The organism is Dermacoccus sp. MPR-E5, assembly GCF_058809565.1.
Genome location: NZ_JBXASS010000011.1, coordinates 46,003 through 58,233, shown reverse-complemented (window position 1 = coordinate 58,233; position 12,231 = coordinate 46,003). Strand labels below are relative to the sequence as shown.

Genomic DNA, 12,231 nt, shown 5'->3' with positions numbered 1-12,231 from the left:
CTGCGCGTCTTGCGGCGCATCGGCCTCGCACGCTCGGCAGATGCACTCGCTGCGACACGCGTGTGGCCCCAGCCGACGCGGCGCGCGCCTGACGACGTTCCACTACCGCAGCGAGATGACGCATCGCGCCGCCGCGGGCACGCGACATCACTAGACTCATCGACCATGGGTAAGGCTTCACGCCGCAAGGGCAAAGAGAACAAGCGTCCGCTCGATCCGTCGCAGATGCCGGCGCCGTTCGTCGCGCGTCCATTCGAGGGCCTCGCAGGTGAGACGGACTGGGTGGCGATGCGTGAGATCGTCCCGTCGGCGACGGCAAAGGTCACCTTCGAGGTCGACGGGCAGGAGCACGAGGCGGTCATCGCGACGATCCTGCCGATGGCGTGGCCCGGCCTGCGTCGCGAGGACGGCGACATGATGGTGGCGCTGCAGACGGGCGGTGGATCCGGCGACGCGAGCCGCGACCTCGCCGCGCAGCTCATCGCTGTCACGCAGCTCGAGAACGGCCAGCCGCTGCCCGCACCGCCGCGCGTCAGCGCCGCGACGCCGCGCCTGCAGGACATCATCACGAGCACGACGTTCGAACCGACCGTGCACGAGACGTTCGACTTCTGGATCCCCGAAGAGCACGAGATCGGCGAAGAGGCCTCCGTCTCGATGGAGGACGCCAACGAGTCGATCGCTCCGACCGCCCCGATCGACGGCGTCGACTCCGCCTATTGGTGCCTCATCGGTGACCGCGCCTTCATTCGCTGGGTGCTGCCGCACGACGAGAACAAGGCCACCGACGCGCTCGCCCGCCTGTCCGCATCCGGCAAGGCACGTATGCCGGAGAACGACGACGAAGGCCGCCTCCTCGGCGCGTTCCGTGCGTGCGGTGTGCTGACGCCCGTGTGGGAGGTCGCGACCGACCGCCTGCCCGAGCAGCAGGCCGCGCCGATGGCCGAACTCGCCAAGGCCTTCGACGACGCGTTCGCCTCGCTCGAGACCGAGCCGCTCACCGCCGACGAACGTCGCGCCCGCAACGGCATCGTCTCGCGCCAGATCACGCTGCGCTGACGTCCGCCATCAGGTCGCACTGAGCTCGGCTCTCCGCCGGGCAACGACCGCGGCGGCGCTCGTCATCAGGCGCTCACCTTGCCGTCACTCGTGAGGCCCCCACATCGTCAGGTGCGGGGGCCTCACGCGTGTCGCTGCCGGGGGCGTCGTCGTCTGACGGAAGGGGCCGAGCGCGGCGCGCGTCCTACGTCGGCGACGGTGTGAAGGGATCAGTGGAAAGGGCTCGAAGCCCCCGGAAGCCTGTACCCATCTGCGATTTTCATCCACATTCGCCTTCCCGCAACGTCCGTTGAATGTGGACGTAAATCGCAGATGGGTACGGCCGTCAACTCTTCACGGCAGGCACGCGAGGGGCTTCGCTCGTGCGCGGCGATCCGAGGCGCGCCGCGACGATGACGAGCAGTGGCATGATGACGAGCGCGCCGGCGGGCGGGATCGAGGTGCCCGAGTCGTTGGCGAGGAATCCGGCGGCGAGCATGATCGTGATGGCGATGAGGCCGTGCCGCATCATGGGCACGCGCACGAGCAGTGGCTTGAGGAAGCGCCCGGGCCCGTCGGGAAACGCGAGCACGACGATGCACACGACGAGCCAGATCGGCACGAACCAGTAGAACCAATGCGTGTTGAGCATGTGCCAGTTTGCGTACAGCACCCGCCTGATCGGGTTGACCTGCCCGTCGCCGACGAGGCCGGCGAAGATGTCGCCGAGGTGTGTGCGCGCACTCTCGCCGCGCAGGTAGTCGAGCCAGCCGATGACGAAGACGAACGCAGCACCGCCCAACGCGGCGAGCAGCAGTCGCGTCAGCGTGATCCGCCACCCGCGCGCACGCATCGCCAGGTAGATGATCGCGGGCACGAACGCTGCCGAGCCGCCACCCTCGTTGCCCCACTGCGGCACCCCGTTGACGAGGATGGCGGGCACGCCGATCGCGAGCACCGTCAGCAATGCGAGCCGCGGCCGTTTCATCGCGCGATAACGCCCCGCGAGCATCGCCGCGACGAACAGGCATGACGTCATGAACAGCGCGTATCCGACGTTGCCCATCCCGAAGAATCGGCCGCCGTACACCGGCTGCAGCCCGAGCACGCTGACGAGCTGCAGCGGCGATCCCTGCACCGCGTCCATCGCGAGCACCAGCGCGGTGCAGGAGGCGACGAAGACGGCAGGGCCGGGCGTCCAGCGACGCCACGGCCCGAGCAGTGCGAGCGTCGCGATGACGACGATGATGACGACGACGCACCCGCCGAGCCACGCCAACGCATGGTCGTGGAGGTACCAGGCGTAGAGGTTCGCCAGGAAGGTGGCCACCGGCACCGCACCGAGCAGCGCACCCGTCGTCGCCCACCAACCGCGCGCCACCCGCAGCCGGCGCGTCATGACGGCGCGAGCCGCGGCGTCGCCGACGCCCGCGGCGTCGCCGTCAGCCACGTCACGTCCGCTCCAGGGCCACCAGCGCGCGCGGACCGACAGCCACGCCCCGATGGTGACGGCGAGCGCGCCGAGGGCCGCGACCCAGACGAAGAACGGCCCGACGAGGTTGCGCTCGGTGCGCAGCAGGGTCTGGGTGTGGCGCACCGAGCGCAGTGCGGCGGGCGTCGAGACGGGTTCGATCGACAGGGGGCGCCCCTCGCCGAGCACCGGCGGGCGGGGGGTGCGTTGGAGGACGAACGCGGAGATGTCGGTCGTCGTGACGATCCCGCGCTGACGCGTCTGGCGCGAGCGCAGCATGCCGGAGCCGACCGTCGGCCCGTCGAGCATGATCGCGCGCGGCGATTCGGGACGTTCGTCATCGGTGAGGCCGGTGACGAGGACGGTCGTGTCGATGGGTGCCGCGTCGAGCACCTGACGCAGTTGCGCGTCGCTGCGCCCCTCGAGCGAGACGTACGTGACGGGGCACGCGGCGAGGTCAGCGCCGGAGATGCTCGGCCAGTAGTGCGAGACGACGCCCTGACGGTTCGCCGCACCGAGCGTTGCCCGTTCTCCAACGGCGCTGACGCACTGGCCGTCCTTCTCCAGTGTCGAGGTGACGAGCCCCATGCGTGAGGGGATGTTGCGTTTCAGCGCGTCCTTGGCCCACGTGCTCCACTGCGGGTAGCGGTAGGTGTGGTGCGTCGCGTCGTACTCGCCTTTCACCGGAGGCGGGCAGAAGTCGTTCGTGCCGGACGCTGCCGCCATCGGCGGGCTGTAGCCGAGCGGGGTGCGTGTACCGGAGCCCAGCGTCACCCATGCCGCGTCGCTGCACGAGTGGTCGCTGATGACGCGGACGAGCTGGTTGCCGACGGCGGCGTGCTGCGACATGTCCCACAGCGTCGGTGTCGTGTCGGGGTTGATGTCGCTCCATGTCAGCCCCGGCATGCCGACGACGACGAGGTTGCCGGGCAGCGCGCGATGCGTGGGGGAGGTGTCGGACTTGGCGACGGAGATGCCCACGGCGAGCGCCGCGAACGTCACGGCGGCGACGAGAGCAGTCACGAGCCACCGACGGAACACCGCTCAAGCGTAGACGCTGATCCTGGATCCTCGCTGCGACCGGTAGGCTCGTGGCCCGTGGATCTCGCCCTCGCCCTGACCGTCTTCACGACGCTGTTCCTCGTCGAACTCCCTGACAAGACCTTCATCGCGACGCTCGTGCTCGCGACGAAGTATCGGCCCCTGTACGTGTGGATCGGTGTCGCGTCCGCGTTCGCCGTGCAGACGGTCGTCGCCGTGCTGTTCGGCCGCGCGCTCACCCTGCTGCCGGAGAAGCCGGTGCACGCCGTCGTCGCGCTGCTGTTCCTCGTCGCAGGTTTCGTGCTGATCAAGGGCGCGAAGGAGGCCGATGAGGGTGAGGCGGAGGCCGAGGAGGAGTTCGGTGCCAAGGCCAAGCCGGCCGAGGGGCTCAAGGCGATCGGGGCGAGCTTCCTCATCCTGTTCCTCGCCGAGTGGGGCGACCTCAGCCAGCTCGCGACCGCCGGTTTCGTCGCGCGTGGCGGCAACCCCTGGCTCGTCGGCCTGTCGGCGTTCCTCGCGCTCGCCCTGGTCTCGGCGTTGGGCGCCGTCGCCGGAAAGGCGCTGCTCAAGCGGCTCAGCCTCTCCGCCATCCGCACCGCCGGTGGCGTCGTGTGCCTGCTGTTCGCGGCGCTCATGGTGGCCGCCCTCGCCGGCGTCGAATTCCCGGCCTGGGTGCCGGTCTGATCGACCACGCCCGGTTGCATAGGCTGACGTCGTGATCGCCGTCGCTCTCGCCGTCGCAGTGTGTGCTCTCCTGCTCGCCGGGTGGGCGCTCGTGCAGGTCCGCGCGAGCGAGGCCCGCCTCGCGACCATCATCGGTGACGACGACGGCGGCCCGCGCCAGGTGGCGCGCGACATCGCCGCTGCTCGAACCGAACTCGCCGCAGCCCGCGCCGATTCGGGACGCGCGCTCAAGCACGTCGCAGTCGTCCGCTACGACGCGTTCGGCGACATGGCGGGTCAGCTGTCGTTCTCGGCGGCCCTCGTCGATGACGCCGGTGACGGTCTCGTCATCTCGTCGATCCACGGGCGCGCCGAGTCACGCACGTACGCCAAGAGTGTCGAAGCAGGCGCGAGTTCGAGCGAGCTCACGCCCGAGGAGAAGCAGGCGGTCGCCGCGGCGCGCGCCGGTGAGGGGAATGCCCGATGACGCACGACGAACCGACCTACGGCTACCTCGGCCCTGCCGGCACGTTCACGCAGGCTGCGCTGCGGGGGTGGCTCGAGCAGCAGAGGCGTGACACCGCCGGAGCGGTGCGTCCCGCCAGTGACGAGGGGGCGGACGCGACCACGCCTGCCGCGGGTGCTTCGACCCCCGGTGAGGCGAGTTCGCACCAGACTCCCAGCTCGTCCGGCGCCCCAACCGCGACGGACGACCTCGTCGCGGCTGCCCTGGAACGCTCGGTCCCGTTCGCGACCGTCCCGGCCGCGCTCGACGCGGTGCGTTCGGGTGGCGTCGACGGCGTCATGGTGCCGATCGAGAACAGCGTCGAGGGTGGCGTGAGCTCCACGCTGGACGCCCTCAACGCGGGAGCCGGCGCACCCACGGACTCGCAGTTGCTGCTCGTCGGTGAGGTGCTCGTGCCGATCACGTTCGTCCTCGCGGCCCGCCCGGGCACGCGCGCCGAGCAAATCACGGGCGTCGGGTCGCACTCGCACGCGTGGCCGCAGGTGCGCGGCTGGATGGCGTCGAACCTGCCACAGGCGACCTACGTGCCGACGCTTTCGACGGCCGCCGCCGCGCAGAGCCTCGCCGATGACGCCGCAGAGAACTTCCAGGCTGCCGTGTGCGCGCCGATGGCCGCCGACGTATTCGGCCTCGAGACCCTCGCCACGCACATCGGCGACAACGCGGGCGCCGTCACCCGATTCGTCCTCGTGACGAAGGCCCGCGACGCCGCGGGCCGCCCCCGCACCCCCGCGCCGACGGGCCACGACAAGACGACGCTCGTGCTCTACCAGCACGCCGACCGCGCCGGGGGGCTGCTCGAACTGCTCGAGCAGTTCGCGACGCGTGGCATCAGCATGTCGCGCCTCGAATCGCGTCCGACGGGCGAGGCGATGGGCAGCTACTGCTTCTCGCTCGACATCGAGGGGCACATCGCGTCCGAACGTGTCGGGGAGGCGCTCATGGGGCTCAAGCGCGTGGCCGCCGACGTGCGTTATCTCGGCTCGTACGCGCGCGCCGACAAGCGTCCCGTCGACGTCACGCCCGAGACGAGCGACGAGGCCTTCGCCGACGCCCGCGCGTGGTTGCACGCGCTGCGCTGAGGGCCGTCCGCCTGAACGGGGTCTCCTCGTCGCAGGGCGCCGCGCGTCAGTCGCCCGTCAGTGCAGCGTGCGGTGACGCGACTCGACGAACGGCGCGTCGTGGTCGGCGAGCCAGCGCAGCACCTGCGGTGCGACCTGCGGTTCGGTGCGCGCGAGTCGCTCGTGCAGTTCGGTGAGGTCGAGGCGCACGCCCAGCTCGTCGAGCCTGCGCAGGATCGTCAGCGTCATCGCGAACACCAGCGCCCAGCGGTCCTCGGCCTCGGGCGTGAAGGCGTAGTCGATGCGCCGGATGCGCGGGTTGTCCTGCACGCGCTCGAACCGTGCGTCGAGTTCGGCGCGCGTCGCGCGCGTGCGGGCGACGGCGGCGTCGAGCTCCTCCGGAGAGACGGGGTCGAGGCGGCTCGCCGGGTGCTCGGCGGCGTGACGCAGGGAAGCATCGTCCTCGCGCACGTAGAAGTGCAGCAGCTGGCTCGTCACGCGGCCCTGCGCGTCGCCGAACGGCGCATGGTCGTTCGCCGGCGGAACGACGGCGCTGTGGTGCGTCCACACGCGACACAGCGGGGTCGCGGCGTAGAGGAAGTTGTCATGGATGTCGGCGCGCAGCGGTTCCGCCGCATAGGGGTCGCTCACCAGCTCGCGGGCGAGCTCACGCGTCGTCGTGAAGCCGTAGCCGAGCACCATCGCGACGATGTCGCCCACGTCGTCGGGCCACGGCGTCGTCGTGACGGACGTGATGGCAATGGCGGGCAGGCCGACGTGGGGGCGATCCACCGCGCTCGTGCGCGGGCAGCCGACGTGCTGCACGGCCCAGGCGGCGTAGGCGTCGGGGTTGGGCTGCAGGCTCGTGTCGGCGAAGCGCGGTGCGCGTCGACTGCGGACGGCGAACGCGTCGTGCAGCGCGTCATGGACGAGGGGGTACTGGTTCGGTTGCGGCGCGGTGGCCTCGGCGCCCTGGGCGCGTAGGTCGATGCGGTCGGAGACGTGCATCGGGTAGCCGCGCGGGCCCTCGAAGACGGGCAGGACGGCGGCGCCGAGCCCCGACGCGGCGGCCGCGCGCACGACGTTGACGGCGCCCTCGTCAGCAGTGATCGCCGTCAGGGTGCTCTGGGCCTCGGCGATCTTGGCGCGCACCGTCTGCAGCCGGTAGGCGGCTTCGATGAGCTCGGCGTTCTCGGGGGCGGGGTCGAGGATGCCCATGACGCGCGGCAGGTGCGTCGGGTCGTAGGTGGCGCGGCCGGTGGGGTCGCTGCTCATGCCGAGGATGCGTCCGATGACCTTGAGCGTCATCAGGGGCGGTGACGTCGAGTGCCGCCAGCGCTTGATGATCTGCTCGTCGACGGGTGCGCTCAGACCGCTGGAGGGCAGGTCTGCGTTGATCGCCTCGGCGAGCGCCTTGTTCGTGAAGCGGCGCATTTCCATCCAGTGCTTGAGTTCGCTGCGGAAGATCTCCCAGCTGGAGTCGTGCGCTGCCATCGTCGGTGGTCCCCTCGTGAGCGTGCCCGTGTCCGACGCGGGCGCATGCCGTGGCTTCCGGCCAGTGTAGGAAGGCGCGGCTCGCTTGGCCGCGCACCAAGTCGGTTGTCCGACCTGTGAACAGAAATCTTCGCTTGACCTCGTCAGACCCTATTCGACCAGGACGAAAATTTCGGGTTGACCAGGGGGCACTCGTGGTCGGCCAGCCACCGCAGCAAGGAGGGGGCGATGTCCGGTTCGTCTCGCATCAACCGATCATGCACGGCGTCGAGGCCGTCGGTGCGCTCGACGCCGAGCTCGGCGAGAAAGCGCGTCGCGGCCAGCGCCGCGCCGAGGGCGTTCTCCCACCGCTGCGCCGACGTCTCGGCGAACGGTGTCGGCACGAGCAGGGTGCGTCGTCGCACGTGCGCGAGCGCGCCGCTGTGCAGGCGGGCCTCGACGGTGGACGAGGTGGTCTGCGTCAGCGTCAGAGCTTCCTCGGCGCTCATGCCGAGCTGCCCGCCGAGCTATTCGGACGTCCACTCGATGAGCCGGTGATCCTCGACGAGTCGGATGTGCACGAGGCCGGGCGAGCCGGTTCCGTCGGCTGCGGCCCACGGCGAGTTCGGGTTGTCCTCCGGCACCATGACGCTGTGGTGCGACCACACGTGGTGCGACGGCGGGCGCGCGACGAACTGATCGTGCACCTCGCTGCGCAGCGCGTCCGTCGCGATCGGGTTGCGCGTCAGCTCACGCGCGATCTCGCGGGTCGTGACGAAGCCGTAGCCGAGCAGCCACGCGATGATGCCGCCCACGTCGTCGGCCCGCGCACTCGTCGTCGAGGCGGTGACGGCGATCGCCGGCGCGGCGGGGTGGATGGCCTTGCCGTTGCGCATCGAGGGGCGGCCGATGAGCTGGATCGCCCAGTGCGATTGTTCAGCCAGATCATCAGGCTGGGTGCTGAATCGTGGATGGCGGGTGCCCGGCACGGCGGCGTTGGCGACGAGCGCGGCGAGCATCTCGTCGTTCTCCTCGACGGCAGGGATGTCGTCGCGCGGGGTGCGGAAGTCGATGCGGTCGGCGACGTGCATCGGATAGCCGACCGGTCCCTCCCAGACGGGAGAGACTGCCGCGGCGTACCCGTACGAAAGCGCCGTCTGGACGAGCTGGCCGGCGCCGGTGCGCGCGGCGTGGCGGCTCAGCTGGCCGCGCACCTCACTGAGGCGCAGGCGAAGCTCCTGCAGGCGCAGGCTCGTGTCGAGAAGTTCCTGGGCCGGCGCGGCGGGCGCGAGCAGGCCCATGCGACGCAGGATGAACGCGGGATCGTAGGGAGCCTGACCGCTCGGGTCGTCGCTCATCGCGAGCAGGGAGGCGATGTGAGGCACGGCTTCGAGGGGCGGTGACGTGGAGTGGCGCCATCGCTTGACGACGTGCTCGTCGAACTGCTGGTCGACGGTGAGCTCGTTGAGGCGAGCGGCGAGGGCCCTGCTCGTCATCCCCCGAAGCTCCATCCAGTGGCGGAACTCCTGGCGGAACGCCTCCCACCCGGCGTCATGGCTGGCCATGCAGCAGCTCCTCGTTCTCGGTTGCGCTTCCCCCGTGCGCGGCGCCGTGGCGGCTCGCGCGGGCCTGTCGTCCGCCACCACCCGGTCGGACGTCAGACCCACTACGCGTGTCGGATTTCACCACTCGCGTTCGATAAAGCGTACCTGACGGTCAACATAGATTCAGGGTCATTGGTCCCTTCGGGTGAAGGACCCGGTGCGACGGGCAGTGAATGAGACGCGCCCGCAGCGCCAAGGTTGTTGTGATGTGGGGCACACTGGTGGAACCGACGAAAGGAAAGACCCATGGGCCCGGCCGCACCCCTGCCGTACCGCTCGCCGTGGATGGACGACGAACTGGAAGACCTCCAGCGTCTCGCCGCCACGTTCAGCCGCGAGATCTTCGCGAACATCGACCGCTACAGCGAACAGCACCAGGTCGATCGTGACGTCTGGACGAAGGCGGGTGAGCTGGGCCTGCTCGGCCTGTCGGTGCCAGAGGAGTACGGCGGCAGCGGCGCGACGTTCGCGCACGAGGCCGTCGTCGCCATCGAGCAGGCGAAGGCCGGTGACGACTCGTGGGGCTTCGTCGTCCACGCCATCATCGTGACGCACTACATCGTCGCCTACGGCACCGAGGAGCAGAAGCGCAAGTGGCTGCCGAAGCTGTGCTCCGGCGAATGGGTCGGCGCCATCGGCATGACGGAACCCGGCGCGGGCTCCGACCTCAAGCGCGTCTCGACGCGCGCGCTGCGCGACGGCGACGAGTTCATCATCAACGGCTCGAAGACGTTCATCACGAACGCCGGTCACGCCGACCTCATCGTCCTCGTGGCCCGCACCTGCGAGCGTGACAAGGCCGCCGGGCACAAGGGCATCTCGCTCATCGTGCTCGAGACGGCCGACCTCGACGGTTTCGAGCGCGGGCGCGTGCTGCAGAAGATCGGCCAGCACGGTCAGGACACGCGCGAACTGCACTTCACCGACATGCGCGTACCCGTCGCGAATCTGCTCGGCGAGGAAGGGCGCGGTTTCTACCACCTCATGGAGCAGCTGCCGCAGGAGCGCCTCGGCCTCGCGTGCACCGCCGTCGGATCGGCGGAGCTGGCCGTGAAGCTCGGGGTCGAGCACGCGAAGTCGCGTGAACTGTTCGACGGCACGCTGATGGACCTGCAGAACACGCGCTTCGTGCTCGCCGAGTGCTCGACGGACGTGCTCGCCGCCCGCACTCTGCTCGATCACTGCATCATGCTGCACATGGAGGGCAAGCTCGACTCGGCCACCGCCTCGCGAGCGAAATACTGGACGACGGACGTGCAGTGCAATGTCATCGACCGCGTCCTGCAGCTGTTCGGCGGCTATGGCTTCATGCTCGAGTACCCCATCGCGAAGATGTACGCCGGTGCGCGCATCCAGAAGATCTACGGCGGCGCCAACGAGGTGATGAAGGAACTCATCGCCCGCTCGTTGTGACCTGACGCCCGCAGAACGGTTCGTCGAGTCCCGGCGAACCGCTCTGCGGTGCCCAGAGGCCGCTGCGTGCGCGATTGGGCAAGATGAAGGCGTGAACATCGATATCGCACATGCCATGCCTGGGGACGTCGAGGATTTCGTCGATCTGTTCGAGCAGTACCGCAGCTTCTGCGGCAAGGCGCCAACGCCAGACGCGCGGACGTTTCTGGCCGAGCGCATCGAGACGGGGCAGACGCTCGTCCTCGGCGCCCGGGACAGCGTGGGCGTCGTCGGGTTCGCGCAGGTCTACCGCGCGTTCGACTCGATCCACCTCACTCACGACTGGGTGATCGCCGACCTGTTCGTCGACGGAGCCGCACGCGGACGCCGCGTCGGCGGGTCGCTGCTCGAAGCGGTACTCGACGGTGCCCGTGAGAACGGTGCGCACCACGTTCGCGTCAGCACGCAGAGCAACAACGCCTACGCGCACCGCCTGTACGAATCGCACGGCTTCGAACAGCTGGACACCACGGGCGCGACGGTCTACTACCAGCTGAAACTGCGCGACCACCACTGACGCGCTGCGTCCCTGAAGGCCCGCCCCTCCGCGATTGTCGTCCCCATCTGCGATTCGGCCATCTTCGCAAGCGGCGTCCTCATCCGCGATTTCGGTCACATTCGCCCTTGAATCGACCGTCGTGGACCGTGGATACGCAGGGGGCTTCGACCGGCTCGGTTGGAGCGTTGTCGGTGGCCCGTGGCAATGTGAGGGCATGACGACTTCTCAGATGATCGTGCTCGCATCGCGCCCCCATGGCGCGCCCACCTCCGACAACTTCCGCCTCGAGACGCGGGAACTCCCCGCCCTCAGCGACGGCGAACTGCTCGTGCGCAACACCGTCATGAGCGTCGACCCGTACATGCGTGGCCGCATGAACGACGTGAAGTCCTACGTCCCGCCGTTCCAGATCGACGAGCCCCTCGACGGCGGCGCGGTCGGCGAGGTCGTCGAATCCCGCGCTGAGGGTTTCGCGGAGGGTGACCTCGTCCTCCATGGCCTCGGCTGGCGCGACATGGCCGTCGTGCCCGCGAAGGCGGCACGCAAGGTCTCGACGAACGTCGGTGGCGCGCAGGTGTCGCCGTCCGCCTACCTGGGCGCGCTCGGCATGCCCGGCATCACGGCGTACGGCGGGCTCATGCGCGTCGGTGAATTCCACTCCGGCGACGCGGTGTTCGTTTCCGGCGCTGCTGGTGCCGTCGGCTCGCTCGTCGGTCAGATCGCGAAACTCGAGGGTGCGTCCCGCGTCATCGGTTCGGCGGGCTCCGCACAGAAGATCGCGCGTCTCGAGGAGCTCGGTTTCGACGCCGCCTTCAACTACAAGGACGGTGACGTCCGCGGCCTGCTCAAGAACGCCGCGCCGGAGGGCATCGACGTCTACTTCGACAACGTCGGGGGCGACCACCTCGAGGCGGCCATCTCGTCGATGAACACCCACGGGCGCATCGCGATGTGCGGCGCCATCGCGCAGTACAACTCGACGGAGCCGCCCGCCGCGCCGCGCAACCTCGCGCTCGTCATCGGCAAGCGCATCACGATCCGCGGGTTCATCCAGAGCGACTTCCGCGACCTCGTGCCCGAGTTCCAGCAGAAGATGGCGACGTGGCTCGCCGATGGCTCGGTTCAGTGGGACGAGACGGTCGTCGAGGGCCTGGAGAACGCGCCGCAGGCGTTCATGGACCTGCTGAACGGCGCCAACACCGGCAAGATGGTCGTCTCGATCTGATCGTTCGACTCCTGTCGCGCCACGCCCCGCAGGGCGGCGCATGCGACGTGAGATCCAACTGCGTCACCAACGTCCGGGTGAGTCAGTCCTGACTGACTCACCCGGACACGAGAGTGACTCACTCGCCGGTAGACCCAGCACCCCGGCCTCGAGCACCCCGGGCGAGCGCCGTCGGGCG

At 69.6% G+C, this 12,231-nt stretch carries 11 protein-coding genes; 7 read left to right on the top strand and 4 right to left on the bottom strand.

Annotated elements, in window-relative coordinates:
• Positions 1–165 precede the first annotated feature (165 nt).
• Positions 166–1,059 carry a DUF5926 family protein gene (locus AC1RS9_RS09950; RefSeq protein ID WP_131940350.1) on the top strand — a complete coding sequence of 298 codons (894 nt, stop codon included), beginning with the start codon at positions 166–168 and terminating at the stop codon, positions 1,057–1,059.
• A gap of 325 nt (positions 1,060–1,384) precedes the next feature.
• Here AC1RS9_RS09950 and AC1RS9_RS09945 read toward each other — a convergent pair whose 3' ends face one another.
• Positions 1,385–3,550: a hypothetical protein gene (locus AC1RS9_RS09945; RefSeq protein ID WP_131940352.1), complete on the bottom strand. Its 2,166-nt coding sequence runs from the start codon at positions 3,548–3,550 to the stop codon at positions 1,385–1,387.
• Between the two features lie 57 nt (positions 3,551–3,607).
• Here AC1RS9_RS09945 and AC1RS9_RS09940 point away from each other — a divergent pair, with 57 nt between their 5' ends.
• From AC1RS9_RS09940 to pheA, 3 genes are read left to right on the top strand one after another with little or no spacing between them, the layout of a single operon-like run.
• A complete protein-coding gene (locus AC1RS9_RS09940) occupies positions 3,608–4,234 on the top strand; it encodes a TMEM165/GDT1 family protein (protein WP_131940354.1) in 627 nt (208 codons plus the stop codon).
• A gap of 31 nt (positions 4,235–4,265) precedes the next feature.
• Positions 4,266–4,700, top strand: coding sequence for a DUF4446 family protein (locus tag AC1RS9_RS09935; protein WP_038566542.1), 435 nt, complete (start codon positions 4,266–4,268; stop codon positions 4,698–4,700).
• Positions 4,697–5,821 carry a prephenate dehydratase gene (pheA, locus tag AC1RS9_RS09930; protein WP_038566544.1) on the top strand — a complete coding sequence of 375 codons (1,125 nt, stop codon included), beginning with the start codon at positions 4,697–4,699 and terminating at the stop codon, positions 5,819–5,821. The genes AC1RS9_RS09935 and pheA overlap by 4 nt, the downstream gene beginning before the upstream one ends.
• Positions 5,822–5,878: 57 nt before the next feature.
• Here pheA and AC1RS9_RS09925 read toward each other — a convergent pair whose 3' ends face one another.
• The 3 genes from AC1RS9_RS09925 to AC1RS9_RS09915 all read right to left on the bottom strand — a co-directional run bounded on the left by AC1RS9_RS09925 (position 5,879) and on the right by AC1RS9_RS09915 (position 8,838).
• Complete coding sequence (locus AC1RS9_RS09925; RefSeq protein ID WP_131940356.1) at positions 5,879–7,294, bottom strand: hypothetical protein; 1,416 nt, start codon at positions 7,292–7,294, stop codon at positions 5,879–5,881.
• A 143-nt stretch (positions 7,295–7,437) separates the two neighbouring features.
• Complete coding sequence (locus AC1RS9_RS09920) at positions 7,438–7,782, bottom strand: hypothetical protein (protein WP_131940358.1); 345 nt, start codon at positions 7,780–7,782, stop codon at positions 7,438–7,440.
• 18 nt (positions 7,783–7,800) lie between these two features.
• Complete coding sequence (locus tag AC1RS9_RS09915) at positions 7,801–8,838, bottom strand: hypothetical protein (RefSeq protein ID WP_131940360.1); 1,038 nt, start codon at positions 8,836–8,838, stop codon at positions 7,801–7,803.
• A 285-nt stretch (positions 8,839–9,123) separates the two neighbouring features.
• Here AC1RS9_RS09915 and AC1RS9_RS09910 point away from each other — a divergent pair, with 285 nt between their 5' ends.
• The 3 genes from AC1RS9_RS09910 (at position 9,124) to AC1RS9_RS09900 (ending at position 12,053) form a co-directional block, all read left to right on the top strand.
• The gene (locus AC1RS9_RS09910; RefSeq protein WP_131940362.1) at positions 9,124–10,290 is read left to right on the top strand and encodes an acyl-CoA dehydrogenase family protein; all 1,167 of its coding nucleotides are present in this window, start codon (positions 9,124–9,126) and stop codon (positions 10,288–10,290) included.
• 91 nt (positions 10,291–10,381) lie between these two features.
• Positions 10,382–10,846: a GNAT family N-acetyltransferase gene (locus AC1RS9_RS09905; RefSeq protein WP_051805511.1), complete on the top strand. Its 465-nt coding sequence runs from the start codon at positions 10,382–10,384 to the stop codon at positions 10,844–10,846.
• A 196-nt stretch (positions 10,847–11,042) separates the two neighbouring features.
• The gene (locus tag AC1RS9_RS09900) at positions 11,043–12,053 is read left to right on the top strand and encodes an NADP-dependent oxidoreductase (protein ID WP_115296670.1); all 1,011 of its coding nucleotides are present in this window, start codon (positions 11,043–11,045) and stop codon (positions 12,051–12,053) included.
• Positions 12,054–12,231 lie beyond the last annotated feature (178 nt).